Source organism: Streptomyces achromogenes subsp. achromogenes (assembly GCF_000720835.1).
GTDB classification, from domain to species: Bacteria; Actinomycetota; Actinomycetes; order Streptomycetales; family Streptomycetaceae; genus Streptomyces; species Streptomyces achromogenes.
Genome location: NZ_JODT01000010.1, coordinates 199644 through 225423 on the forward strand (window position 1 = coordinate 199644; position 25780 = coordinate 225423).

A 25780-nucleotide genomic window follows, 5' to 3' on the forward strand; every position below is an offset into this window, starting at 1 on the left:
TAATGGCGAGGTGGTGAGAGAGGGCGCCGCGACCGGCGGAGCGGGGACGGCGCCGCGGCGCGCCGAAGCCGCCCTCGCCTCGCTGGAGGCGTCCCCGGCCGCCCCCGACCGGCTCCGCCGCATCCTGGAACAGGCACTGGTCCTCGCCGGGGCCTCCTTCGCCGGTGTGTACGCGCCCGGCGACGACCCCGCGCTGCTCCGCCTCGCCGAGTCGGCCGGCCTGCCCCGCTCCCTGTACGGACTGCCGGACGGCTACCCGACGTCCGGCGCCTCCCCGGTCGCCGAGGCCCACCGCACCGGCCGCCCTCTCTGGCTCACTCCCGCCCCACAGCCCACGACCCCGGCCATGGCCGCCCTGCCGCTCGGTCCGCCGGGTGGTGGATGCCTGCTGGTCGTCGGCGATCGCCCCGGCGGCTTCGGCCCCGAGGACCGCGCCTGTCTGGAGCTGATCGCCCGGGCGATCCCCGTACCCGCCCCGGCCGTCGCCGCCGACACCGGGGAACTCGCCGCCGACGCGTTCAGGCTGGCCATGGACACCGGCCGGATGGAGGCCGGCGCGGAGCTCCTGCGGCTGTTCGGGATCGCCCCGGACTCCTTCGACGGCCGGGTGGAGACCCTGCTCGCCCGCACGGTCCCCGAGGACCTGCCCGCGCTCATGTCCGTGGTCGAGGCCGACCACATGACCATCGGGGAACGGGAACTGGAGTTCCGTATCCTGCAGCCCGCCGGCCCGCCTCGCTGGCTGCGGCTGCGCGGCCGGCTGCTGCCGCGCGGCGAGGACCGCCCCGCCCGGCTCGTCGGCACGGTCGTCGACGCCTCCACCCTGCGCTCGGACGGCACCGACGTCGCCCGCGTACAGCGGCTCGCCGCCTCCCTCGCCACCGCCGGCACCGTCCAGGACGTCGGCCGGGCCGTCGTCGCCGCCCTGCGCAAACCCCTCCAGGCCGACCGGATCGCCCTGGCCGAGCTGGAGAACGACCGGCTGGTCGTCACCGTCCTCGACCCGCCCGAACCGGAGGCCTGGCCCGAGGTGTGGCGCAGCGAATGGCGCACCGAGTGGCCCGACGCCCCGGTGCGCGCCATGCCCACCCTGGCCGCCGCGCTGCGCGCGGGCCGCGCCCGGATCTGGCCCGCCGGCTCGGCGCTGGAGCCCGCCTTCGGCGAGGTCGGCCCCGGCGGCCTCGCCGTACTGCCGCTGCCCGCCGGCAGCCGGATGGCCGGTGCCTGCCTGATCGGCTGGGACCGCCCGCACCACTTCGCCCCCGACGAACGCGCCCTGCTCACCGCGTGCGCCGCGCTGACCGGTCAGGCCCTGCTGCGCGCCCAGGCCTTCGACGCCGAGCACGAACTCGTCGGCATGCTCCAGCGCACCCTGCTGCCCCGCCGGCTGCCCCGGCTGCCCGGCGGGGCCGCCGTCGCCCGCTATCTGCCCACCACGGCCGGCCTGGAGGTCGGCGGCGACTGGTACGACGTCATCCCGCTCGCCGACCACCACGTGGCCCTCGTCATCGGCGACGTCCAGGGCCACAACGCCGGCGCCGCCACCCTGATGGGCCAGATGCGCACCGCGCTGCGCGCCTACGCCGTCGAGGGCCACCCCCCGGACGTGGTCGTCGCGCACGCCAACCGGCTGCTGCTGGACATGGAGACCGGCCTCTTCGCCACCTGCGGTTACGTCGACGTCGACATGGAGCAGGGCACCGCCTGGTGCGTACGCGCCGGCCATCCGCAGCCGGTACTGCGCCACCCGGACGGCACCGCCGAGATCGTGCGGTGCGAAGGCGGCCCGCCGCTCGGTGTGCTCGACCGTGCCGAGTACCCGATGACCCCGCTGCGCCTGCGGCCCGGCACGGTGATCGCGCTGACCACCGACGGCCTGGTGGAATCGTCCGGCCTGGACCTGGACACCGGCATGGACCGGCTGGCCCGCGAACTGGCCGCCGCCGACCCCGGCCACCTGGGCCTGGTCGCCGACGCGCTGCTCGCCGGCGCCCAGCGCGACGACGACGTGGCGCTGCTGCTGATGCGCTACGACGGCATGGCCGTACGACCGCTGCGGGAGAGCTGGACGGTGTGGCGGGTACCGCAGGCGGCCCGGCACGCCCGCCGCTTCACCCGGCGCACCCTGCGCGCCTGGCAGCTGCCCCCGGACACCGTCGACGCGGCCCTGCTGGTGGTCTCCGAACTGGTCACCAACGCGCTCGTGCACACCGGCGGCCCGGTCCGGCTCGACCTCGACCTGGCCGGCCACCGGCTGCGGCTGGCCGTCACCGACTCCTCCCCGCGCGGCCCCGTCAAACCCGCCGGCATCGGCTGGGAGGCCACCGGCGGCCGGGGGATCCGGCTGGTGGAGGCCGTGTCGGCGGCCTGGGGCACGGTGCCGGTCAGCGGCGGCAAACAGGTGTGGGCGGAGCTGGTGACCGGCGGCTGACCCGCCACTCGGGTGCGGGTACGGCCGCGTACGGACGCTTCCGGCAGGTCGCTCTGGGCGGGAGCGCCGAAGCTGCCTAAGGTCGGTTGGCGTGTCGCACAACTTCGAAGAACTGGTCGCGAAACAGCGCGCGGCCGACGCCGCCCAGGCCCAGGTCCAGGAGCTGCGGGAGGCCTACGGTCCGCCGGCCGAGCAGCGGCTGACCGGCGTCCAGGCGGGCACCTACGAGACCGCCCTGCGCGCCTGGCGCGACCTCGCCCGCGATGTGCAGACGGCGGTGAGCGAGTACGCCAGGCAGACGGGCCGGCCCCGGGCCGAGGTCGAGGCGGAGGTGGAGCGCGCGGCGGCCGACGGGCAGGACGGAGCGCCGTAGGGCCGCCGGACCAGGCATTCGCCGCCCGCCCCCGGGTACCCGGCGCTCATGAACACTGCCATGTACCAAGCGGCCACGGGCGCGCAGGCTTTCGGATACGTCCTGATCCTGATCGCCGGAGTGGCCCTCGTCGCGGGAATCATCTGGGCCTTCCGGCTCGGCGCCAAGGTGCGTGAGCGCGAGCCCGCGCCGCCGCGCCCGGACGAGCAGCCCAAGATGCCGCCGGGCGGACCGGTGCGCGAGACCCGCGAGGTCCGGGAGCCCGACGAGGTGCCCCGGGCCGGCGACGAGAGCGAACGCCTCACCCCGCACCAGCTCGGCAACGTCGGCACCAAGCGCGCCGCCGACCAGAGCCGTCCCCGCTGGACGCCGGGGTCGAGCGGGTCCTTCGGCGGTGGCGGCGGCGGCCGCACCTGAGCCGGCCCGGGACCGCCCCGGCGCGGAATCGCCCCGGCGACTTTTCGGCGGGACCGGCCCGCGTCCGCGCGGGCACCCGGCCGGCCCCGCATCACTCCGCCGGGCCCGCGGCGGCCCCGGCGACGGCTCCCGCCCCGCGCGGGACAGGGAAGGACGACGAACGACATGACCGCGCACGCGGACACGAAACCGGCCATACCCTACGCGGAGACCGGCTGGGCCCAGGCCCGCCGGCGCCGGGACCGGGGAGCGCGCACCTGCCTCCCCGCGGTCCTGGACCGCACCACCGGGCGGTGGCCGGGCCCGGACACCGAGGACACCATCGTGCGCGGCGAGGACTGACGGCCCCCTGAGCGCGAGGCGGCCGGGGGAGGGACCACCCCCGGGCGCGCCCCCGTAAGCGACCGCGGGTCAGCCGCGGGTCAGCCGCGGGTCTTGGCCAGCAGCTCCACGATCTCGGCGGTCGTGCCGGTCTCGCCGAGCCGCGGGAAGATCCGCTCCACGCTGTTGGTGTGCGCCTCGCGGTCGGCGTCGGCCATGGCGTCCGTGGCGAGGGTGACGTGATAGCCGTGCGCGTAGGCGTCGCGGGCGGTGGACTCCACCCCGATGCTGGTCGCTATGCCGGTCAGCACGATCTGGGTGATGCCCCGGCGGCGCAGCTGGACGTCCAGGTCGGTGCCGTGGAAGGCGCTCCAGTTGTGCTTGGTGACCCGGATGTCGCCGGGGTGGCCGGACAGCTCGTCCACGACGACGTCCCACCCTTTAGGGAAGGCGAGCCCGCGCGCCTGGCGTTCGGTGCGGCCGGGCACCGCGTCCGCACCGTCGGCGGCGAAGGAGACCCGGACCAGCACCACCGGCAGTCCGTGCGAACGGAAGGCGTCGGCGAGTTCCGCGGTTCGGGAGACGACCTCGGGGCCCGGGCGGGGCTGGGTGGGCATGGCCACGATGCCGTTCTGCAGGTCGATCGCGACAAGGGCGGTACGGGGGTCGAGCGTGCTGAGCGACATGGTCGGTCGGGCCTTTCGGGTGCTTGGGGTGCTTCGATGCTTCGGGGGTGAGCCGGGCGAGGGAACGGCCGGGAGGGAGGGCGCGGCGAGGGCACATCGTGGCCGGCGAGGCGCGTGACCGGACTGCATGCCGTCCCGTGCCGTACGCCGCGGGGTCACGGCGCGGACAGCCGCTCCAGCAGCTCCAGCGCCGCCAGGACCGTCCGCCGCTCCTCCTCGGTGTAGCGGTCCTGGAAGGCACGGGCCAGCCATTCCTCGCGCACCTGCCGGTTGCCCTCGACGCGGGCCCGGCCGGTGTCGGTCAGGGTGACCAGCTGGCGGCGGCCGTCGTCGGGGTCGGGGGCCCGGCGGATCAGCCCGTGCCGCTCCAGCGCGGCCAGGGTCACGGCCATGGACTGCGGGCGCACCCCCTCGGCGGCGGCGAGCGCGCTGGCCGTGGCCGCGCCGTGCTTGCCGACCAGGGTGAGCGCCGACTCCTGCGAGGGACTGAGGTCGGTGTCCTGCGCGACCTCGCGGATGCGGCGGCGCAGCCGGCTGAAGACCACGCGCAGATCACGCGCGGCGCGGGTGGCGGAGTCGGAGATGTCGGCCATGCGCGCCAGGCTATGTCCGGCAGCCGTAACTGTCCAGTTCAAACTGTTCAGTTTTGGCTGACTGTTCGCCGGGGTACTCGCCGGGCCTCGGACAGGCCAGCACGGTGCAACCAAGGAGCGCAGATGACCCCTGCGGACAGGTCCGGCCTGGAGGCGGCCCTCCGCGCCGAGGTGGACGGCGAAGTCCGCTTCGACGCGGGCAGCCGCGGTGCCTACGCGACGGACGGCTCCAACTACCGGCAGCCTCCGATCGGCGTCGTCGTGCCCCGTACCGTGGAGGCGGGCGCCCGCGCGGTGTCGGTGTGCGCGCGCTTCGACACCCCCGTCCTCTCCCGGGGCGGCGGCACCAGCCTCGCCGGACAGTCGACCAACACCGCCGTGGTGATCGACTGGAGCAAGTACTGCACCGGTGTGCTCTCCGTCGACCCCGAACGGCGCACCTGCGTGGTGGAACCCGGCATCGTCCTGGACGAACTCAACCGGCGACTCGCCCGCCACAAGCTCCAGTTCGGGCCCAAGCCGTCCACCCACAGCCACTGCGCGCTCGGCGGCATGATCGGCAACAACTCCTGCGGAGCCTCCGCCCAGGCCTACGGCAAGACCGTCGACAACGTCCGCCGGCTGGAGATCCTCACCTACGACGGGCAGCGCGCCTGGGTCGGTCCCACCCCGCCCGACGAGCGGGAGCGGATCATCGCCGGCGGCGGCCGGCTGGCCGAGATCTACGCCGGCCTGGACCGTATCGCCACCGAGTACCTCGCCGACATCCGCCGCGGCTACCCGAAGATCCCGCGCCGCGTCTCCGGCTACAACCTGGACTCCCTGCTGCCCGAGAACGGCTTCGACGTGGCCAAGGCGCTCGTCGGCAGCGAGGGCACCCTGGTGACCGTCCTGCGCGCCGAACTCGACCTCGTGCCCGTGCCGGCGCACCAGTCCCTGCTCGTCCTCGGCTACGACGACATCTGCGCCGCCGCCGCCGACGTACCCCGCCTGCTGGAGCACTGCAACCCCACCCAACTGGAGGCCCTGGACGGCCGGATGGCCCAGCTGATGCGCGAGGAGGGCGCCTTCCTGGACTCGCTCGCCGTGCTGCCCGAGGGCGACAGCTGGCTGATGGTGCAGTACAGCGGTGACAGCCAGGAGGACGTCGACGCACAGGCGCACGCGCTGCTGCACGCCCTCGGCCGCGAGGAGAGGGACCCGGACGTCGCCTTCTCCGACGACCCCGAACGCGAGCAGAAGATGCTCAGGGCCCGCGAGGCCGGGCTCGGCGTGACCGCCCGCCCGCCGGACGACCGGGAGACCTGGGAGGGCTGGGAGGACTCCGCCGTACCGCCCGAACGGCTCGGCGACTATCTGCGCGACCTGAAGGACCTGTTCGCCGAGTTCGACTACGACCACCCGTCCCTGTACGGCCACTTCGGGCAGGGCTGCGTGCACACCCGCATCCCCTTCGACCTGCGTACCGCCGAAGGCGTGGCCGTCTTCCGGCGGTTCGCGGAGCGCGCCGCCGACCTCGTCTCCTCCTACGGCGGCTCCCTGTCCGGGGAGCACGGGGACGGCCAGTCCCGGGGCGAACTGCTCACCCGGATGTTCGGGCAGCGGCTCGTGACCGCGTTCGGCGAGCTGAAGGCGCTCTTCGACCCCGGCAACCGGATGAACCCCGGCAAGGTCGTCCACCCGAACCCGGTCGACGGACAGCTGCGGCTCGGCCCCGCCTGGCGGCCCGCCACCCCGGCCACCCACTTCGGCTTCCCCGAGGACGAACACTCCTTCAAGCGCGCGGTGATGCGCTGCGTCGGCATCGGCAACTGCCGCGGCCACACCGGCGGCGTCATGTGCCCCTCCTACCGGGCCACCATGGAGGAGGAGCACTCCACCCGCGGGCGGGCCCGGCTGCTGTTCGAGATGCTCGGCGGGCACCCGGACTCCGTGGTCGAGGACGGCTGGCGCTCCACCGCCGTCCACGACGCGCTCGATCTCTGCCTGGCCTGCAAGGGCTGCAAGTCGGACTGCCCGACCGGCGTCGACATGGCCACCCTCAAGGCGGAGTTCCTGTCCCACCACTACGCGGGCCGCGCACGCCCCATGGCCCACTACTCCATGGGCTGGCTGCCGCTGTGGGCCCGGCTCAGCCGCACCGCGCCCCGGCTGGTGAACTCCGCGCTGCACGCGCCCGGCCTGGCCGGTCTCGGCAAGCGGCTCGCCGGCGTCGACCCGGCCCGCGAGGCACCGGTGTTCGCCGAGGAGTCCTTCGTCCAGTGGTGGCGGTCCCGCGACCGGCCGGAGCCGGACCCGGCCGACCCGCGCACGGTCGTCCTGTGGCCGGACACCTTCAGCACCTACTTCCACCCCGCCATCGCCCGGTCCGCCGTCCGCGTCCTGGAGGACGCCGGCTTCCGCGTCGCCGTCCCCACCGAACCGGTGTGCTGCGGACTGACCTGGATCTCCACCGGCCAGCTCGCCACCGCCAAGAAGGTGCTGACCCGGACCCTCCGCGTGCTGCGGCCCTACCTGGAGGCCGGCACGCCCGTCATCGGCCTGGAACCCTCCTGCACGGCCGTCTTCCGCGCCGACGCCCCGGAGCTGATGCCCGGCGACCAGGACGTCCAGCGGCTGGCCGGGCAGGTGCGCACCTTCGCCGAACACCTCGTCCACCACGCCCCCGACGACTGGCAGCCGCCCCGGCTGGCCCGGCAGGCCACCGTGCAGACCCACTGCCACCAGCACGCCGTCATGAAGTCCGACGCCGACCGGGAACTGATGCGCCGCGCCCACCTGGACGCCGAGGTGCTCGACGAGGGCTGCTGCGGCCTGGCCGGCAACTTCGGCTTCGAGCGCGGCCACCACGAGGTGTCCCTGGCCGTCGGTGAACTGGGCGTCCTGCCCGCCGTACGCGCCGCCGCCCCGGACAGCCTCGTCCTCGCCGACGGCTTCAGCTGCCGCACCCAGATCGAGCAGGGCGCGACCGGCCGCCGCGCGCTGCACCTCGCCGAGGCCCTCGCGTTCGCCCTCGACGGCAACCTGCCCGGCGACCGGCCCGAACGGCTGGCCGTCCGCCCCGCCGAGCCGTCCCGTACGGCCGGCTGGGCGACCGCGGCCCTGGTGGCCGCCCTCGCCGCGGGCACCGCCGCCGCGGTGCGCGGCCGGCGCCGGCCCGGGAGGTACGCATGAGCGACCGGCCGGCCGTCGACGCGATCGGCACCGCCGTCTACACCGTGCCCACCGACGCCCCCGAGGCGGACGGCACCCTCGCCTGGGACAAGACCACCCTCGTCCTGGTCACCGCCCGTTCCGGCACCACCACCGGGCTCGGCTACACCTACGCGCCCGCCGCCACCGCCCACCTCGTCCGCGAACTACTCGCCGGCACCGTCACCGGCCTGCCCGCCTACGACGTGCCGCGCGCCAACGAGCTGATGTGCCGGGCCGTGCGCAACGCGGGACTGCCCGGCCTCGCCGCCCAGGCGATCGCCGCCGTGGACATCGCCCTGTGGGACCTCAAGGCCCGCCTGCTCGGCCTGCCCCTCGTCCACCTGCTGGGCGCCGCCCGCACCGATGTGCCGGTCTACGGCAGCGGCGGCTTCACCACCTACGACGCCGGCCGGCAGGAACGCCAGCTGCGCGGCTGGGCCGAGGACCAGGGCATCCCCCGCGTCAAGATCAAGATCGGGGAGTCGTGGGGCGCCCGGCAGGACCGCGACCTGGAACGCGTCGCCCGCGCGCGGGCGGCCATCGCAGACGCGGCCGAGCTGTACGTGGACGCCAACGGCGGCTACACCGGCGGTCAGGCGGTACGGGTCGCGGGCGCGCTCGCCGACCAGGGCGTCACCTGGTTCGAGGAACCCGTCTCCTCCGACCACCTCACCGTCCTCGCCGGCATCCGCGACCGGATCCCGCTCGACGTGGCCGCCGGCGAATACGGCTACACCCTGCCGTACTTCGAGCACATGCTGGCCGCCGGAGCCGTCGACTGCCTCCAGGCCGACGTCACCCGGTGCGGCGGCATCACCGTCTGGCTGCGCGCCGCCGGACTCGCCCACGCGCGCGGGACCGACATCTCCGGGCACTGCGCGCCGCACGCCCACGCCCACGCTGCCGCCGCCGTGCCCAACCTGCGCCATCTGGAGTGGTTCCACGACCACGTCCGCATCGAGCACCTGCTGTTCGACGGCGTTCTCGACCCGGCCGGCGGCAGCGTCACCCCGGGCGCCGACGGGGCACCCGGACTCGGCCTCACGCTCGCCGAGGAGCGGGCGGCGCCGTACCGGACGGGATGAGACCCAGGCGCGGGACACCGCGCCGTACACCGTCTCGTACACCGTGCCGGACATCGTGTCGTACACCGTGCCGGACATCGCGCGGGACACTGTGCTGGAAGAGGAGAAGGACATGCCCCCCACCGTCGTCATCACCGGCGCCAGCGCCGGCATCGGCCGCGCCACCGCCCGGCTGTACGCCCGGCGCGGCGCCGACGTCGTCCTGGTCGCACGCGGCGAGGGCGGTCTCCAGGCGGCGGCCGACGAGGTCGCGGCGCTCGGCGGCCGTCCCCTGGTCCACGCCGCCGACGCGGCCGACCCGGCGCAGCTGGAGGCGGCGGCCGAGGCCGCGGAGCAGGCGTTCGGACCGGTCGACGTCTGGATCAACTGCGCGTTCGCCACGGTGTTCGCGCCGTTCGACGAGATCACCGCCGAGGAGTTCAAACGGGTCACCGAAGTCACCTACCTCGGCTTCGTCAACGGCACCCGCACCGCCCTGAAGCGCATGCTCCCCCGCGACCGGGGCACGATCGTGCAGGTCGGCTCCGCGCTCGGGGAACGCTCCATCCCGCTCCAGTCGGCGTACTGCGGCGCCAAGCACGCCATCAACGGCTTCACCTCCTCCCTGCGCACCGAGCTGCTGCACCGCGGCAGCAACGTGCACATCACCGTCGCCCAGATGCCCGCCGTCAACACCCCGCAGTTCGAGTGGGTCCGCTCCCGGCTGGCCAAGCACCCCATGCCGGTCCCGCCGATCTACCAGCCCGAGGTGGCCGCCCGGGGCGTGCTGTACGCGGCCGACCACCCGCGCCGCAAGCAGTACTACGTCGGCGCCTCCACCGTCGCCACCCTCTGGGCCAACCGGCTCTTCCCGGCCCTGCTCGACCGCTATCTGGCCCGCACCGGCTTCGACTCCCAGCAGACCGACAGCATCCCGCCGGCCCACCTGGACAACCTCTTCGAACCGGTCGACCGCACCCCCGCCGACGACCAGGGCGCGCACGGTGCCTTCGACGACACCGCGCACCGCCGCTCCTGGCAGGAGACCCTGGTCCGGCACCCCGCGGCCACCGCCCTCGGCGCCGGCGCCGCCCTGCTGGGCACCACCCGCGCACTGCGCCGTCTGACGGGGCGCGCCGCCTAGACCGGAGCCCTTCCTCGTCATCGGGGTGGCCGGGCGTCAAGGCCGGGGAGCGTGGATGCCGGCGAGCTTGTCCGGGTTGGTGACCGAGAAGACGCCGGCGATGTGCTCGCCGTCCGGGGCGAGGTCCACCACCACGACGGCGAGCGGGCTTTCGCCGGAGAAGACGAGCGCGCCGGGGTCGCCGGCCACCGGCCGGTACCGGATGTCGACGCTGCCGGGAGGCAGCGCACGGGCGACCGCCGTGAACACGGCGGCGACCCGGTCCCGGCCGTGCACCGGCCGGAGGCTGACCGCCGGGCCCTTGCCGCCGCCGTCGGTCCACAGGGTCACGTCGGGGGCGAGGACTTCCAGGAGAGCCCGCAGGTCCCCGCCCAGCGCGGCCTCGGCGAAGCGTTCGGTGACCCGGGCGTGCTGGTCCCGCGGGGGCCGGTGACGCGGGCGGCGGGCCTGGACGTGACGGCGGGCCCGGGTGGCGAGCTGCCGCACCGCGGTGGGCGAGCGGTCCAGGATCCGCGCGATCTCCGGGTGGGCGAAGCCGAACACCTCGTGCAGGACGAACACGGCCCGCTCCAGCGGCGACAGCGTTTCGAGCACGACGAGGACCGCCATCGACAGCGCCTCGGCGCGCTCGGCGCCGTCGGACGCGTCGTCCCGCGCGACGAGCAGCGGCTCGGGCAGCCAGGAGCCCACGTACGTCTCCCGGCGGCGGCTCAGGTGGGCGCGGCGGGCGAGGGCCTGGTTGACCGCGACACGTGTGAGGTAGGCGCGGGCGTTGTCGACGGGCTCGGCGCCGGGACCGCGGTGGCGGGCGGCCCAGGCCAGCCACACCTCCTGGAGCGTGTCCTCGGTGTCCGTGACGCTGCCCAGCATGTTGTAGACCACCGAGAACAGCAGCTCGCGGTGGCCGAGGAACTGCTCGGTGACGGTGTCTTCGGCCGGATACCCCGGCGGTGTGGGGGTCATCTGCTCCTCCTGTGCCCCGGACCGTGTTCCGACCGAAGAGGTCCGCCGCGCCGCGAGTGTGACACGGGGACGGCCGGGTGTGATCCACACCACGGACACGGCCGCCGATGTCACAGCGGCCGACGGGAGTCCGCTCTGTGGTGCCGTCGGGGAGGAAGGGCCTCCACGACATCCAGAGGGAGGCTTCACCATGCGTACGCGCATCCACGGTGCCCGGCTGTTCGACGGCGAACACCTCCGGGGGACCACCGATGTGGTCGTGGAGGACGGGATCGTCGCCGCGGTCGGCCCCGGGGCGGGCGGCCGGGCCGACGCCGAGGTGGACGGGCGGGGCGGGACACTGCTGCCGGGGCTGATCGACGCGCACACCCACGTGTTCGACGGCAGTCTCGCCGAGGCCCTGCGGTACGGGGTCACCACCGAGATCGACATGTTCTGCCTGCCGCGCCCACTGGCCCGGCACCGGCGGCTCGCGGCCGACCGGGACGACGTGGCCGACCTGCGCAGCGCCGGCACGCTCGCGACCGCGCCGGGCGGGCACCCGACGCAGCTGATCGCGGCGCTGACCGGCACGGTGCTCGACCCGGGCGACGTGACGGACCTCGACACCGTCACCGACCCGGCGCAGGCCCCGGCGTTCGTCGCGGCCCGGATCGCCGAGGGCGCCGACTTCCTGAAGATCGTCATCGACGACGGCTCGGTGCACGGCGCCGAGCTGCCCGCCCTGACTCCCGAGGCCGCCGCCGCCCTCACCGCGGCGGCGCACGACGCCGGGCTGCGGGTCGTCGCCCACGCGATCACCGCCGCGGAGGCGGCCGTCGCGCTGGACGCGGGCGTCGACGGCCTCGCCCATGTGTGGGCCGATGTCGCGCCCGAGGACCCGGCGTCCCGCCGGCTCGCCCGACGCGTGCGCGAGCAGGGCGTGTTCGTCGTGACCACGCTCGCCTACTTCGAGGCGATCGACACACGGCAGCCCGGCGCCGCCGCCGGCTGCGCGCACCCGGGCCACTACGCCAACGCCGTCGGGGCGCTGCGGGCGCTGCACCAGGCCGGCGTCCCGCTGCTCGCCGGGACCGACGCCACCCCGTTCGCGCCGGCCCACGGCGCGGGCCTCCACCGTGAGCTGGCCCTGCTCACCGGAGCGGGCGGCCTGCGGGCCGAAGAGGCGCTGGCCGCGGCCACGAGCGCGGTGGCGGACCGCTTCGGCCTGACCGACCGGGGCCGCGTCGCGCCGGGTCTGCGCGCGGACCTGCTCCTCGTGGACGGCGACCCGGTACGGGACATGTCGGCCCTGGGCAGCGTGACCGCCGCCTGGCGGCGCGGGATCCGGCAGCCCCGCTGAACCCCTCGTACTCCCGACCCCCGAGGAAAGGAACGAACACCCCATGGCGTACGACCGTTTCCTGCTGCTCGATGCCGGCGAGGCACGGCCGGGCCGCGTCCCGCTGCCGCCCGCCTACGCCGTCAAGGCCACGACCGCCGACACCGAAGGCCGCTTCTCGCTGCTCGAAGTCGTCCTCGGCCGCCCGGTTCCCCGCCACACCCACCACCTCGCCGACGAGAGCGTCTACGTACTGGAGGGCGAGTTGCTGGTGACCATCGGGGAGCGCACCCACACGCTCGGCCCGGGCCAGTTCACGCTGCTGCCCCGCGGCGAACCCCACGCCCTGAGCCCCGGGGCGGGCGGCCCGCCGCGCGTGCTGCAGATCTCGTCGCCCGGCGGCTGGGAGTGCTTCGTCGAGGACATGATCGAGGCGGGACCCCGCCTCATGACCGACGGCCGGCTCGACCCGGCCCGGCTGAACCGGATCGCCGGCCGGCACGGCATCACATACGAGGAGGACGCGCGACAAGGGTCCGAGCCCCGGCCCTGACGGCAGGCCCGGCAGCGTGAGCGGGACGGCCCCCGGGCGACCCGCTTTTGCGCGGGGCCGCCCGGGACGCGCGACGGTACGTCGCGTCAGTGCCGGGCCCGGGCCCGCTGCCGTTCCCGCAGGACCGCGATGGTGCGCTCGCACCAGTCCCGGTTGCCCTGTTCGAAGGCGAGGCCGCGCAGGCACGTCAGATAGGGGCCGACGCGGTCGCCGTGGCGTAGGAACTCCTCCTCCGTACGGTCACCGCGCATGCCCCCCAGCAGCTTGCCGAAGAGGTCGATCTTGGCCCGGGCGAAGGCGGCGCGTTCGGAGAGCCGCGCGATCAGGGCCTCGGGGTCGACATGGTCGGCGGCCTGGACCTTGACGAGCAGGTCGTCACGGATGAAGGAGGGCTTGGCGGAGGCGGCCGTGAACTCTCCCAGCTCCGCCAGCCCGGCCTCGGTCACCCGGAACAGGCGCTTGGTGGGCCGCGACTGCTGGAGCACCTCGCGGCCCGCGATCAGGCCGTCCTTCTCCAGCCGGGCCAGCTCGGCGTAGAGCTGCTGCGGCTGGGCGTACCAGAAGTTCGCCACGCCGAGATCGAACGCCTTGGCCAGCTGGTAGCCGCTGAGCTCACCGTCGAGCAGTGCCGCCAGCACGGCGTGCCGTAGCGCCATCGGGCCGTCTCCTTGCCTGCCTCTGTCGCGGATGCTCGGACCATGATAGTCATAAAAATGACTAGTCACATTCATGACTATGAGGGTGAGGGCGCCGTGACCACTGCCGACCGTTTCCGTACTGCCGTGAACCGCCGTGACCTCGCGGCGCTGGACGACCTGTTCACCGAGGACATCCGCTTCTACAGCCCGGTGAAGTTCACCCCCTTCGAGGGCAAGCCGATGGTGCGGGGCCTGTTCCGGGTCCTGCTGCGCACGTTCGAGGACTTCCGTTACGTCGGCGACTACACCGGCACCGCGCGGACCAGCGCCGACGACACCTCCGCCGACTCCGCGGTGCTGCTCTTCCGGGCCAGGGCGGGCGGCAGGGAGATCCACGGCATCGACCTGCTGCACTTCGACGACGACGGCCGGATCAAGGAGTTCACCGTCATGGTCCGCCCGCTGTCCGCCGTCCGGGCCCTCGGGGAAGCGGTCCTCGCGGGCCTGGTCGCGGACGGCCTCGTACCGGCGCCCGCCGACCGGTAGCCGTGGACCCCGGCCGCCCCTGGAAGCCGGAGCACAGGGTGGCCGGGGCTCGGCGGGCACCGGTGTGCGGCCCTACCCGGCGTACGTCTCGAACTCGGCGACCTGCGGGGTGCCGCTCGCGCCGGTGATCTGGAAGGTGACCTTGGAGAGCGTCGTCCGGGGGACGGAGATGACGCCCGCACCGCTGCCGGAGGCGAGCTGTGCCCCGGTGTCGCCGTTGAGGACGCGCCAGGAGCCGATGCGGCCCGCGGCCCCCGCCGTCTCCCGGATGACGACCGACGAGATGGCGGTGGGCGAGCCCCACTTGATGGAGATCGAGCCGGTCGTGCCGGCCGGCGACCAGTAGGTGCTCAGGTCACCATCGCGCACGTTGCCGTAGCTCGTGCCGTCGGCCTTGCCGGAACCGTCGGAGCCCGCTCCGATGCTGAGGTTGGTCCCACCGGGCTGCGTCGGCGTGGGAGTCGGGGTCGGGGTGGGCGTCGGAGTGGGCGTGGGGGTCGGTGTCGGGGTCGGCGTCTGCGGTGTGCAGTTGCCGTCGGAGACGCGCAGCCCCTTACCGGCGCCCGCCGTCTGGCTCACGATGCCCGGCACGCAGCCGGCGGCGTCGAGCGTGTAGGCGTACGGGATCGCGACGGTGGTGGTGGACTTCGGGTCGGGGCCGGCCGGGTGGTTGTCGGTGCCGGGGCTGGACCAGGTCACGTTGTCGAAGGTGTTGCCGGAGACCTGCCAGTAGCCGAACTCGTCGGTGTAGAAGGTGCCCAGGACGTCCTTGGAGTCCTCGAAGTAGTTGTTCTCCACCTTGGCGCGGGCGCCGGCCCGGGAGTTGATCCCGGACTTGTTCAGGCTCACGTAGTGGTTGTCGTACATGTGGGCCGTGCCGCCGCGCAGCAGCGGAGCGCGGGAGTCGATGTTCTCGTACAGGTTGTGGTGGAACGTGATGTAGCTGTTCGACAGGTCGCTCTCGCTCGACCCGATGAGACCGCCCCGTCCCGAGTTGCGCAGGATGCTGTACGACAGGGTGACGTACTGGGTGCCGTCCTTCATGTCGAAGAGCCCGTCGAAGCCCTCGTCCTCCCCGCCCGAGGCCTCCAGCGTCGCGTGGTCGACCCAGACGTTGCGGACGTCGCTCTCCATGCCGATGGCGTCACCGCCGTTGGACGTGGGGGAGCCGGACTTCTTGACGTTCTTCACCGTCACGTTCTGGATGACGATGTTGCGGGACTCGCGGATGTGGATGCCCACCTGGTCGAAGACGGCCCCGCTGCCGACTCCGACGATGGTCACGTTGCTGATCTGCTTCAGCTCGATGACGCCGTCGGCGGTGTTGCAGCTGCCGCCGGACACCTTGCCGGTGTTCGCGTGGTTGATGGTGCCCTCGACCTGGATGGTGATCGGGGTGCTGCTGTCGGCCCGGGAGCACAGGGCCGCGTGGATCGCGGTGCCGGTGGTGGCCCGCACGGTCTGCCCGCCCGCGCCGCCGGTGGTCCCGCCGTTCTGTGTCGCGTAGCCCGTGGCGCCTGCGACGGCGGCCGATGCCCGCTCAGGCATCGCCACGACCATCCCGGTCGCGGCGGCCACGCCCAGCGTGGCCAGGGCCGCGTACAGTCGCATGGCGACTGGTCGTCTCATCGTCGTCTCCCACTCGGTCGTTCGCCGCCGGACGCGGCTCGGATGCTGTGTGGTGCTCCTCGTGCTCAGCCGAACTTGGGAAAGCGCTTTCCGCGCCGCGAGAATAGGGTTACCTCCGGTCAACGGCAAGGTTTCGGACAGTTACGGAATCCACGGCTCCGGATGAGAGCGGTCATCGGTGAGCGGTGGCAGAAAACGCTCACTGCCGGGCGCGGCGCCCCACGCCCCCCCTGCCGGCACCGTCGCGGTACTAGGCTGACGGTGTGCGCCTCCTGCTCATGTCCGACACCCACCTTCCCAAGCGGGCCAAGCGGCTCCCGGAGCAGCTCCTGGCCGAACTCCCGCACGCCGACGTCGTGTTCCACGCCGGGGACTGGGTCGACACCGCCACCCTGGACCTGCTGGAGAGCCGCAGCCGCCGGCTGATCGGTGTGTACGGCAACAACGACGGCCCCGAGCTGCGCGCCCGGCTGCCCGAGGTGGCCCGTGCCGAGCTGGGCGGCCTGCGCTTCGGCATGGTCCACGAGACCGGCCCCGCCCAGGGCCGCGAGGCGAGGTGCGCGGCCCGCTTTCCGGACCTGGACGTGCTGGTCTTCGGGCACAGCCACATCCCCTGGGACACCACCGCCCCCGGCGGCCTGCGCCTGCTCAACCCCGGCTCCCCGACCGACCGCCGCCGCCAGCCCCACTGCACCTACCTCACCGCGACGGTGACCGACGGAGCGCTCACGGAGGTGACCCTGCACCGCCTGCCGCGGGGTTAGGACATGTCCGGCGGTTCAGGCCACCGCTGCGAGTCTGCGGAGTGCGGTGAGCCATCCGCTGCGCGCTGATCCGCCGACGCTGCCCGTGAACCGCGCTCCGGCACGAGGGGAGTTCCGCCGTGGAGGGTGGATCCGCCGTAGAGGGGGAGATCGGCCGTAGCGGTCACCTCGCTTCGGCCTGTGCGAGGATGCCGGAATGATCTCCAGCGACGGCATACCCGACGTCGTACCCGACGGCCGGGTGGGTGTCGGCAGGCCCGATGCCGGACGTACGGGCGGGGCGGCCGTCGGCACGCCGGATGCCGGACTCGCGGGCCGGGCGGACGTCGGCATACCCGACGTCGTACCCGCGGGCCGCATGGCCGGCCACGAGCAGCCCGTGCTCGCCCTGCCGGGCGGCCTCCGGCTGCGGCCCTGGCGACCCGAGGACGCCGAGGCGCTGCTCGCCGCCGGGCAGGATCCCGACATCCGGCGGTGGAACCTGTTCACCGTGGCCGACATCGAGCAGGCCCGCGCCCGGATCGCCCGGATGCACGAACGGTGGCGGGCCGAGACCGGCGCGGTGTGGGCCCTCGCCCGGCCGGACGGCCCGGCGGCCGGACTCGCCGGGCTCAACGACGTGGACCTGGCGGGCGGCGGTGCCGAACTCGTCTACTGGCTGCTGCCCGGGGCCCGCGGCGCAGGCCTCGCCGTCGCGGCGGTCCGCAGGCTCGCCCGGTGGGCCCTGGACGACCTGGGCCTGCACCGCCTGCGCCTGTGCCACTCCACGGCCAACCCCGCCTCCTGCCGGGTCGCGGAGCGCGCCGGGTTCCGCTACGAGGGCACCCAGCGCAGCGCCCTCCTGCACGCCGACGGCTGGCATGACCAGCATCTGCACGCGAGGGTGGCCGGGGACCCCGAGTAGCGGCCGGCGTACGGTCGTCAGTCCGTCTCCCGGGGATGGATCGTCCCGCTCGTGCGGCTGAGGGGCGCGCCGGTGCCGCCCCGGCGCAGTGCCACGATCTCCGCCGCCACCGACACCGCCACCTCCTGCGGTGTCCGGGCGCCGAGGTCCAGCCCGATGGGGGAGCGCAGGCGGGCCAGTTCCGCGTCGGAGAGGCCGGACTCGACCAGGCGGCGCAGCCGGTCGTCGTGGGTGCGCCGGCTGCCCATCGCCCCGATGTACGCCGCCGGACGCCGCAGCGCCTCCCGCAGCACCGGCACGTCGAACTTGGGGTCGTGGGTCAGGACGCAGATCACCGTCCGTGCGTCGGTGCACGTGCCGCGCAGATACCGGTGCGGCCAGTCGACGACCACCTCCACGCCCTCGGGGAACCGGCGGGGCGTGGCGAACACCGGGCGGGCGTCGCACACGGTCACCCGGTAGCCGAGGAAGTCCCCGATCCGGGCCACGGCGGCGGCGTGGTCGACGGCGCCGAACACCAGCATGCGCGGCGGCGGCGCGAAGGACTGCACGAACACGGTCACGGTGTCCTCGCGCCGCTCCCCGTGCGGCCCGTAGTGCCGCAGGCCCGTCACGCCGAGGGCGAGTTCGCCGCGCGCGTCGGCGGCGACGGCCGCGTCCAGCCCCCGGGTGCCGAGGCTGCCGGCGGCCGTCCGCGGCCACACCGCGAGGGTGGCCCCGCGCGGTGCCGGCCCGTCGACCACGGTGGCCATGGTGACCGGCTCCCCGGCGGCGACGGACGCGGCGACCGCGCCGAACGCCGGATCCCGGGCCCAGGTCACCTGCCGGACCAGCACGGTGATCTCGCCGCCGCAGGTCAGCCCGACCGCGAACGCGTCCTCGTCGCTGTAGCCGAAGGACTCCAGCCGGGCCGTACCGGTCTCGGCGGCCTCCCGGGCCAGCTCGAACACGGCGCCCTCCACACAGCCGCCGGACACACTGCCGATCACCTCGCCGTCCGGACCGACCGCCATGGCGGCACCGGGTCCACGGGGCGCGCTGCGGCTGACCTCGACCACGGTGGCCAGCCCGAACGGCAGCCGGGCGGCGTACCACCGGTCCAGCGCCGCGAGAATTTCACGCATCGCCCGCTCCGTTCCCGTTGAACGTTCACCCGTCGGCGGTGCCTCATGGCCGTTCCGCCGCCCGGCACCGTCTCCAGAACATGACACCTGGTGCCCGGGCTCAATCCGGGCATCCCTCCCGCACCGGCGCGGGCGGGTCGGCCGCCGGGCGGCTTACCGGGGAGTCAGAAGCTGTTGACGTCTCCGGAGCTTCGCCGGACCGTAGTGGACATGCCAAACATTCGGACGCGTCTGCTGGCTGTCCTGGTCGTCCTCGGCGGATCCCTGGTGACCGCGGGAGTCCCGCCCGCCACCGCCGCGACCCCGCACGGCTCCCTCCCGGCCGGCTCGCCCGGCTCCCTCCCGGCCGCCGGCCCGCCCGGCTCCCTCTGGTTCGACGGCGCCCCGCTGACCGTGCGCGGCGGCCGGTTCACCGACGGGCAGGGCCGCGAGATCGTGCTGCGCGGCTACAACGTCTCGGGCGAGACGAAACTGGCGGAGAACGGCGGCCTGCCCTTCGCCTCCGTCGCCGACGCCCGCAAGTCCGCGACCGCGCTGCGCGCCCTCGGCGGCGGCAACACGGTCCGCTTCCTGCTCTCCTGGGCGCGTGCCGAACCCGAGCGCGGCCGGGTGGACACCGCCTATCTGGCCGCCGCCACCGAGCAGATGCGCGCGTTCCTGGACGCGGGCATCCGGGTCTACCCCGACTTCCACCAGGACCTGTACTCCCGGCACCTGTTCGGCCCCGACAGCTGGTACACCGGCGACGGAGCTCCCAACTGGGCCGTCGAAGCCGGGCGTTACCCCAAGGAGTCGTGCGGGTTATGCCTCTTCTGGGGGCAGAACATCACCCAGAACGCGCCCGTGCGCGAGGCCCAGTACGACTTCTGGCACAACTCCTACGGCGTCCAGGAGGCCTTCCTGGCCACCGCCCAGGCCACCATGGCCTACCTGAAGCAGCACCTCGGCGCCGGGGAGTTCGCGGGCATCACCGGCTTCGACCCGTACAACGAGCCCTACGCGGGCACCTACGACCCCGGGCAGACCTCCCGCACCTGGGAACGCGAACTGCTCTGGCCCTTCTACGAGAAGTTCCGCGCCCGCATGGACGCGGCCGGGTGGCAGGACAAGCCCGCCTTCGTCGAGCCGAACCTGTTCTGGAACGCCAACATCTCCACCCAGAAGCAGGAAGGCGGCCTGCTGGACGCGGGCACACTCGGCCCCGGCTATGTGCTCAGCACCCACTTCTACGACCAGAAGGCCATCTCCGGCATCCTGATGTGGGGCAAGGCGGCCGACGGCCAGTACGCCGCCGACTTCGCCGCCGTCCGCGACCGCGCCTCGGCCGCCGGCACCGCGGCCGTGGTCAGCGAGTTCGGCCACCCCCTGTCCGGCACGGTCGCCGACAAGGCGCCGACCGTCCTGAAGGCCATGTACCAGGCCCTCGACTCCCGCCTGGACGGCGTGAGTTGGTGGAACAGGCCCGCCGACTCCGGGCCCGTGCTGTCCGGCACCCAGTGGCAGTGGGACCTCTACAGCGGGCGGCACCACGAACTCATGAACGACAATCCCGGCAAGGTGCGCACCGCCGGGGACGCCTGGAACGACGAGGACCTGTCGGCGGTGCGGCTCGACGACGCCGGGACCGCCACCCTGCGCCAGGACGCCCGCCTCCTGGACCGCCTCTATCCGAGCGCCACGGCCGGCACCACCCTCGCCTTCACCTACGAGGACCGCTCCCGTGACGGCTCCGCCACCCTCACCTGGAACCCGGTCCCGGCCGCCCTGCCGAACGTGGCGAAGCTGGTGGGAACGGGCCGGTACGGGCTGCTCGTGTGGCGCTCCGGTGACGGCACCGCGCCCACCGAACTGCACCTGCCGGCGTCCTTCCCGCCCGCCGCGACCACGGTCGTCTCCGACCTCGGCACGGTGTACGGGCCGCCCGCCCACACGTCCGCCACCCCGGTCGGCCTGGCCCCCGAGCCCGGCGGCACCGGCAGCCGCCGGCTGCTGCTCACCGACGCCGACTCCGGTGCCCTGCACTTCGCCCTGGTCACCGACGGTGCGACGGCACCCCCGGCGGATCTGCTCGCCGCGGCGCGGGCCGAGCTGGCCGGGTGGGCGGCGGCGCGTTTCTGAGTACGGCTGAGTGGTCTCCGGGGTGAGTGGGGCACCCCGGAGACCACGGTATGAGGGAGCGTCAGTTACCGGCCGGGCCCGTCCAGTCGGCCCGTACGTGGCCCAGCCGGACGCGCTGCGGATGGTCGCCGACGGCGATCGACGCCACCTTCCGCCCGGTGGCGAAGTCGATCGCCGTCACCTGGTCGGCGCCGCTCTCGGAGACGACGCAGTCCTTGCCGTCCCCGCTGACCGTCGCCCAGTACGGCTTGGCCGCCGGGACCTGCGGCCCCTCCTGGAGCGAGGCCCGGTCCACCACGGCCGCGTAGTCGTCCATGGTGCCCGCCACGCACAGCTTGGTGCCCGCCGGGTTCATCGAAATGCCGTGGTGGCGCGAGTCGTTGACCCAGGTGGTGCGGTCCTCGCTGGTCGCCGGGTTCTTCGGCAGCGTCTTCATCCGGGTGATCTTGTCGGTGGCGACGTCGTACTCGAAGAAGCCGTTGAAGAACGACACCTGGAAGTACAGCTTGGACTCGTCCGGGGAGAACACGGCCGGGCGGACCGCGTCGGAGAAGTCCTTCAGCCCGAACGCGTCCAGCCGCTGCCGCATGTCGATGACCTTGACCTGCTGGAACGTCGTGGCGTCCACGACCGTGATGTGCCGGTCGCCCTTCGTCCAGTCCCAGCCCGGGCCGTCCAGAGCGGTGTTGACCTCACCGATGGACATGTTCCACAGGTACCTGCCGTCCTTGCCGAAGACGTTCTCGTGCGGCTTGTCGCCGGTCTTGAACGACCCCAGCTGCCGGCCGGTGGCGATGTCCAGCACATGCACGGTGTCGGCAGTGGACGCGGACACCGCCACCCGGGTGCCGTCCGGCGAGACCGCCATGTGGTCGGCGCGGTAACCGGCCACCGGGAAGCGCCAGTTGACCTTACCGTCGGCCAGGTCGATGGAGACCACGTCCGCGAAGCTCGGCCGGGACACCACCACCGACCGGCCGTCCGGGGTGGAGTACATGTCGTCGGCGAACTGGTCGTGCCCCTCGCCGACGCTGTCGCGGATCGCCTGGAAGTAGATCCACCTGATCGGGTCGGCGTTGATCTCCGCCATCCGTGCGGCCTTGTCCGGGACGACGCTGATCCGGCCGATCTTCGCGTAGTCGCCGGAAGACCGGATGACATCGGCGGTGCCGTCCCAGTTGTTGCCGACGAAGAGCACCTCGCGCAGGCCGTCGGGGGCGGCGGGGCGCGCGGAGGCGGCGGTCGCCGGCCCGGCGGCGGCCAGGGCGAGGGCGACGGCCACGGAGCACAGGTGCCTGGTTCTGGAGGCAGCCATGACGGCTCTCTTTCCTCGGGGAGGTCGGGGGCGAGGGAAGCCAGGGGGAGTCCGGGGATCTGAACACGGCCGCGTGCACAGTGAACTTACTGAAAAGTAAGGAGGAGGCGGCCTCTTCGGCAAGATGCGTGCACGACACGATGGGACGACCGCGGGGTACCGGCGGGGGACGGAGGAGGACGGAGGGGGCGGGTTGAGCGGCAGGCTGAGGGCGCCGACGGGACGCCCTCGCCGACGCGGACGGCCTGCCGCCGCCCGAGCACGCCGCGCTGGACGAGGCGGTGGCCGGACCGGTGCGGCCGCTGCCGGGCACGCTACGGCCGGAGGACTGGCGCCCCGGAACCCCCTGAGACGCAGTTCGCGCGGGCCGGCGGGGGCGCGGCCCGGCTCGGCGCGCGTCATCGCGCCGGAACTGGTCTGCTGGAGATGAAGGCCGTCGCCCCGTTTCCCGGAGAGCGCCATGAGTACCTATCGCGTCGCCCAGGTGACCACGCCCAACGGCACCTTCGAACTCGCCGAGCGGGAGATCCGGCCCCCGGGACCCGGGCAGGTGCGGATCGCCGTGGAGGCGTGCGGGATCTGCCACAGCGACGCGCTGTTCGTCGGCGGCGCACTGCCGGGCGTGACCTTCCCGGAAGTCCCCGGGCACGAGATCGCCGGGCGGATCGAGGAACTGGGCGAGGGCACCCGGGAGCGCGGCTGGAGCGTCGGCGACCGGGTGGCCGTCGGCTGGTTCGGCGGCGCTTGCGGCCACTGTCCGTCCTGCCGCCGGGGTGACTTCATCGTGTGCGCCGCCCTGAAGGTCCCCGGCTGGGCCTACGAGGGCGGCTTCGGCGAGCGGACGACCGTACCCGTCGACGCCCTGGCCAGGATTCCCGAGGCGCTCTCGGCGGCCGATGCCGGGCCCCTGGCCTGCGCGGGCGTGACCACGTACAACGGGCTGCGGCGCGGTCCGGCCGAGCCGGGCGACCTGGTCGCGGTGCTCGGGCTCGGGGGTCTCGGCCACCTCGGCGTGCAGTACGCGGTGGCGATGGGCTTCGAGACCGTGGCGATCGCCCGGGGCGCCGAGAAGGCCGACTTCGCCAAGCGGCTCGGCGCCCACCACTACGTCGACAGCACGGCGGCGACCCCGGTCGCCGAGGCGCTGGGTTCCCTCGGCGGGGCGAAAGCCGTCCTGGCCACCGCCGGCAACTCGGAGGCCATCACCGCGACCGTGGACGGCCTGGCCCCGCGCGGCGAACTGACCGTCATCGGCGCCACGCCCGAACCGCTGGGCATCAGCCCGGTGCAACTGATCATGAGCGGCCGGGTGGTCCGCGGGCACCCCTCCGGCACCGCGCAGGACATCGAGGACACCATGGCCTTCAGCGCCCTGCACGGCATCCGCCCGATGACCGAGACCGTGCCGCTGGAACGGGCCGGGGAGGCGTACGACAGGATGCTGTCCGGCGCGGCCCGCTTCCGCATGGTCCTGACCACCGGCTGACGCCCGGGGCGGCTCGGGCCGAGGGATGCGGGCGGCCCGGCAGGGGCCCGGCCGGCGAGCCGGCCGAACGGCACGTCGCCGGACGGCCCAGCACCGCCACCCTAGCGGCCGACCGGGCGCCCACCGGGCTCCGCACCCCCGCCCGCTGCCCGGCCGCCGGGCTCCGCGCGCCTGCCTGGTGCTCTGTCGCTGGGCTTGGCACGCCTGCCTGAGGCCCGCCCGCCGGGCTCGGCACGTCCGCCTGCGGCTCGGCCGCCGGGCTTGGCCCGCCTGCCTGCGGCCCGGTCGCCGGGCTCGGCGCGCCTGCCTGGTGCTCGGCCGCCGGGCTCGGCACGTCCGCCTGCGGCTCGGCCGCCGGGCTCCGCACCCCCGCCCGCTGCCCGGTCGCCGGGCTTGGCGCGCCTGCCTGGTGCTCTGTCGCTGGGCTCCGCCCGCCTGCCTGCGGCCCGGTCGCCGGGCTTGGCACGTCCGCCTGCGGCCCGCCTGCCGGGCTCCGCACGCCCGCCTGCGGCCCACCTGCCGGGCTCCGCTCCCCTGTCTGCGGCCCGCCTGCCGGGCTCCGCACGCCCGCCTGCGGCCCGGCCGCCGGGCTCCGCACCCCCGCCCGCTGCCCGGTCGCCGGGCTTGGCGCGCCTGCCTGGTGCCCGGTCGCCGGGCTCCGCCCGCCTGCCTGCGGCTCGGCTGCCTGGAACAGCACCGCCACCCCTGCGGCCAGCCGAGCGCCCGCCGGGCTTCGTCACCCCCGCCTGCGGCCCCCCCGCCTGCGGCCCACCCGCCCCCGCCGGTGACACCGAGCGCCACTACGCAGCCGGCGGCTCACCGCCGACGCCCCGGCCGGGGCGCGCACGGCGGCCCGCCGGTGAGCACCGACAGCGATGGTGCCGCGCAGCAGCCGGTCCGCAGTGGCGAGCGAGGTTCAGCCGGCCAGCCCGTCCACGGCGGTCAGCACCGGTGCGGTGCCGTCCTCGCGCCGGATCCCGGCGGCCAGGGTCTCGGCGCGCCGTCGGTACGCCGCGTCCCGGGTGGCCCGTACCAGTGCCGCGGCCAGCGCGTCCACGGTCAGCCGGCGCAGCGGTACGACGGCCGGGGCGACCCCCAGCGCGACCAGCCGGGCGGACCAGAAACCCGCGTCGAACTGCACCGGCACCGGAACCGCCGGCACTCCGGCGCGCAGCCCCGCCGCCGTGGTGCCCGCGCCCGCGTGGTGGACCACGGCGGCCATCCTCGGGAAGAGCAGCGAATGCGGCACCTCGCCGACGGTCAGCATGTCGTCGCCGTCGGCCGCGAGCCCGCCCCAGCCGCGCTGGATCACCCCGCGCAGCCCGGCCCGCCGCAGCGCCGCCACCACCCGCGCGCTCAGCCGCCCGGCGTCCGGCACGGTCGCGCTGCCCAGCCCGACGAACACCGGCGGCGGCCCCGCGTCGAGGAACTCCTCCACCTCATCGGGAAGCCGGCCCTCGCCGTCGTACGGCCACCAGTAGCCGCCCACCTCCAGGCCCGCCCGCCAGTCGGCTGGCCGGGGCACCACCAGGGGGCTGAAGCCGTGGTGCACCGGCCAGCGCCGCCGCTCCCGGGCCCGCCGGGCCGCGACGGCGGGAAGCGGGGGCAGGCCGAGCCGCTCGCGCAGCGCGGGCACGGCACCGGAGAAGACATGCTCCACGGCCAGGCTCACCCCCTGCCCGGCGAGCCGGTTCACCGGCCCGCCCCAGGCCCCGCCGCCGAGCACCGGCGGGGCGAACTCCCGCGTGGCGGCGAGCGGTTGCAGATACACGCCCAGGCTCGGCAGTCGCAGTCCCTCGGCGATCGTGTGCCCGAGCGGGGCCAGCGAGGCGGACAGCAGCAGCACCTCGCTGTCCCGCGCCGCGTCCAGCAGGTCCTCGGTCATCCGTCCCACCAGGTGCCGCGCCAGCTCCAGCACGCGCACCAGCTTTCCGGCCCCGCTGGCGCTGCGGTGCAGGCCCCGGCCGCGCGACGACCGGAGTTCCGCCAGCGGATCCACCGGCAGCGCGTGGAACCGCACCCCCGACCCCGCCACCAGCGGTGCGAAGCGGCCGTGGGTGACCAGCGTGACCTGGTGCCCGGCCAGCGCCAGCCGGTGCCCGAGCCCGGTGTAGGGGGCGGCGTCGCCCCGGGAACCCGCCGTCATGATCGCAACGCGCACGACGGCCAGTATGGCCGCTCCCGTGGCCGCCGCG

General features: G+C 74.5%; 22 protein-coding genes. 14 read left to right on the forward strand and 8 right to left on the reverse strand.

Annotated elements, in window-relative coordinates:
• Positions 1-10 precede the first annotated feature (10 nt).
• The 4 genes from IH25_RS0112405 (at position 11) to IH25_RS41600 (ending at position 3563) form a co-directional block, all read left to right on the forward strand.
• Complete coding sequence (locus IH25_RS0112405) at positions 11-2431, forward strand: SpoIIE family protein phosphatase (RefSeq protein WP_030607539.1); 2421 nt, start codon at positions 11-13, stop codon at positions 2429-2431.
• 91 nt (positions 2432-2522) lie between these two features.
• On the forward strand, positions 2523-2804 hold the full coding sequence (locus IH25_RS0112410; RefSeq protein ID WP_030607542.1) for a hypothetical protein: 282 nt from the start codon (positions 2523-2525) through the stop codon (positions 2802-2804).
• A gap of 48 nt (positions 2805-2852) precedes the next feature.
• Positions 2853-3221, forward strand: a complete 369-nt coding sequence (locus IH25_RS0112415) for a DUF6479 family protein (RefSeq protein ID WP_245172768.1) — start codon at positions 2853-2855, stop codon at positions 3219-3221.
• Between the two features lie 165 nt (positions 3222-3386).
• Entirely contained in the window at positions 3387-3563 is a 177-nt protein-coding gene (locus tag IH25_RS41600; RefSeq protein ID WP_167346021.1) for a hypothetical protein, read from the forward strand.
• Positions 3564-3643: 80 nt separating this feature from the next.
• Here IH25_RS41600 and IH25_RS0112425 read toward each other — a convergent pair whose 3' ends face one another.
• Both IH25_RS0112425 and IH25_RS0112430 read right to left on the reverse strand, forming a co-directional pair.
• Positions 3644-4228 (reverse strand): isochorismatase family protein, encoded by a 585-nt coding sequence (locus IH25_RS0112425; protein ID WP_030607548.1) that lies wholly within the window; start codon positions 4226-4228, stop codon positions 3644-3646.
• A 155-nt stretch (positions 4229-4383) separates the two neighbouring features.
• Entirely contained in the window at positions 4384-4821 is a 438-nt protein-coding gene (locus IH25_RS0112430; protein WP_030607550.1) for a MarR family winged helix-turn-helix transcriptional regulator, read from the reverse strand.
• A gap of 123 nt (positions 4822-4944) precedes the next feature.
• Between IH25_RS0112430 and IH25_RS0112435 the strand changes: the two genes are divergently transcribed.
• The 3 genes from IH25_RS0112435 (at position 4945) to IH25_RS0112445 (ending at position 10224) form a co-directional block, all read left to right on the forward strand.
• The gene (locus tag IH25_RS0112435) at positions 4945-7995 is read left to right on the forward strand and encodes an FAD-binding and (Fe-S)-binding domain-containing protein (RefSeq protein ID WP_030607552.1); all 3051 of its coding nucleotides are present in this window, start codon (positions 4945-4947) and stop codon (positions 7993-7995) included.
• Entirely contained in the window at positions 7992-9101 is a 1110-nt protein-coding gene (locus IH25_RS0112440) for an enolase C-terminal domain-like protein (RefSeq protein ID WP_030607555.1), read from the forward strand. The genes IH25_RS0112435 and IH25_RS0112440 overlap by 4 nt, the downstream gene beginning before the upstream one ends.
• A 112-nt stretch (positions 9102-9213) precedes the next feature.
• The gene (locus IH25_RS0112445) at positions 9214-10224 is read left to right on the forward strand and encodes an SDR family oxidoreductase (RefSeq protein WP_051753904.1); all 1011 of its coding nucleotides are present in this window, start codon (positions 9214-9216) and stop codon (positions 10222-10224) included.
• 36 nt (positions 10225-10260) lie between these two features.
• On the opposite strand, the gene sigJ is transcribed toward IH25_RS0112445, so the two are convergent.
• On the reverse strand, positions 10261-11187 hold the full coding sequence (sigJ, locus tag IH25_RS0112450; RefSeq protein ID WP_030607561.1) for an RNA polymerase sigma factor SigJ: 927 nt from the start codon (positions 11185-11187) through the stop codon (positions 10261-10263).
• Positions 11188-11377: 190 nt separating this feature from the next.
• Between sigJ and IH25_RS0112455 the strand changes: the two genes are divergently transcribed.
• Together IH25_RS0112455 and IH25_RS0112460 are read left to right on the forward strand one after the other, a co-directional pair.
• Complete coding sequence (locus tag IH25_RS0112455; protein WP_030607565.1) at positions 11378-12529, forward strand: amidohydrolase family protein; 1152 nt, start codon at positions 11378-11380, stop codon at positions 12527-12529.
• A 43-nt stretch (positions 12530-12572) separates the two neighbouring features.
• Positions 12573-13061 (forward strand): cupin domain-containing protein, encoded by a 489-nt coding sequence (locus IH25_RS0112460; RefSeq protein WP_030607568.1) that lies wholly within the window; start codon positions 12573-12575, stop codon positions 13059-13061.
• Between the two features lie 86 nt (positions 13062-13147).
• On the opposite strand, the gene IH25_RS0112465 is transcribed toward IH25_RS0112460, so the two are convergent.
• Positions 13148-13717, reverse strand: coding sequence for a PadR family transcriptional regulator (locus IH25_RS0112465; protein WP_030607570.1), 570 nt, complete (start codon positions 13715-13717; stop codon positions 13148-13150).
• A 57-nt stretch (positions 13718-13774) separates the two neighbouring features.
• On the opposite strand from IH25_RS0112465, the gene IH25_RS0112470 reads away from it, so the two are divergent.
• Positions 13775-14245: a nuclear transport factor 2 family protein gene (locus IH25_RS0112470; RefSeq protein ID WP_051753899.1), complete on the forward strand. Its 471-nt coding sequence runs from the start codon at positions 13775-13777 to the stop codon at positions 14243-14245.
• A 72-nt stretch (positions 14246-14317) separates the two neighbouring features.
• Here IH25_RS0112470 and IH25_RS0112475 read toward each other — a convergent pair whose 3' ends face one another.
• Positions 14318-15874, reverse strand: a complete 1557-nt coding sequence (locus IH25_RS0112475) for a pectate lyase family protein (protein WP_030607574.1) — start codon at positions 15872-15874, stop codon at positions 14318-14320.
• Between the two features lie 263 nt (positions 15875-16137).
• On the opposite strand from IH25_RS0112475, the gene IH25_RS0112480 reads away from it, so the two are divergent.
• Positions 16138-16638, forward strand: a complete 501-nt coding sequence (locus IH25_RS0112480; protein WP_030607577.1) for a metallophosphoesterase family protein — start codon at positions 16138-16140, stop codon at positions 16636-16638.
• Between the two features lie 196 nt (positions 16639-16834).
• On the forward strand, positions 16835-17542 hold the full coding sequence (locus IH25_RS0112485) for a GNAT family N-acetyltransferase (RefSeq protein WP_107058369.1): 708 nt from the start codon (positions 16835-16837) through the stop codon (positions 17540-17542).
• A gap of 17 nt (positions 17543-17559) precedes the next feature.
• Here the strand turns inward: IH25_RS0112485 and IH25_RS0112490 are convergent, their stop codons facing one another.
• Positions 17560-18666 (reverse strand): XdhC family protein, encoded by a 1107-nt coding sequence (locus IH25_RS0112490; RefSeq protein WP_030607582.1) that lies wholly within the window; start codon positions 18664-18666, stop codon positions 17560-17562.
• A 210-nt stretch (positions 18667-18876) separates the two neighbouring features.
• Between IH25_RS0112490 and IH25_RS0112495 the strand changes: the two genes are divergently transcribed.
• Entirely contained in the window at positions 18877-20784 is a 1908-nt protein-coding gene (locus tag IH25_RS0112495; protein WP_030607585.1) for a cellulase family glycosylhydrolase, read from the forward strand.
• 61 nt (positions 20785-20845) lie between these two features.
• Here the strand turns inward: IH25_RS0112495 and IH25_RS0112500 are convergent, their stop codons facing one another.
• Positions 20846-22099, reverse strand: coding sequence for a YncE family protein (locus IH25_RS0112500; protein ID WP_030607588.1), 1254 nt, complete (start codon positions 22097-22099; stop codon positions 20846-20848).
• Between the two features lie 460 nt (positions 22100-22559).
• Here IH25_RS0112500 and IH25_RS0112505 point away from each other — a divergent pair, with 460 nt between their 5' ends.
• The gene (locus IH25_RS0112505) at positions 22560-23585 is read left to right on the forward strand and encodes an alcohol dehydrogenase catalytic domain-containing protein (RefSeq protein WP_030607591.1); all 1026 of its coding nucleotides are present in this window, start codon (positions 22560-22562) and stop codon (positions 23583-23585) included.
• 916 nt (positions 23586-24501) lie between these two features.
• Here the strand turns inward: IH25_RS0112505 and IH25_RS0112510 are convergent.
• On the reverse strand, positions 24502-25731 hold the full coding sequence (locus IH25_RS0112510; protein WP_030607593.1) for a glycosyltransferase: 1230 nt from the start codon (positions 25729-25731) through the stop codon (positions 24502-24504).
• Between the last annotated feature and the right edge of the window lie 49 nt (positions 25732-25780).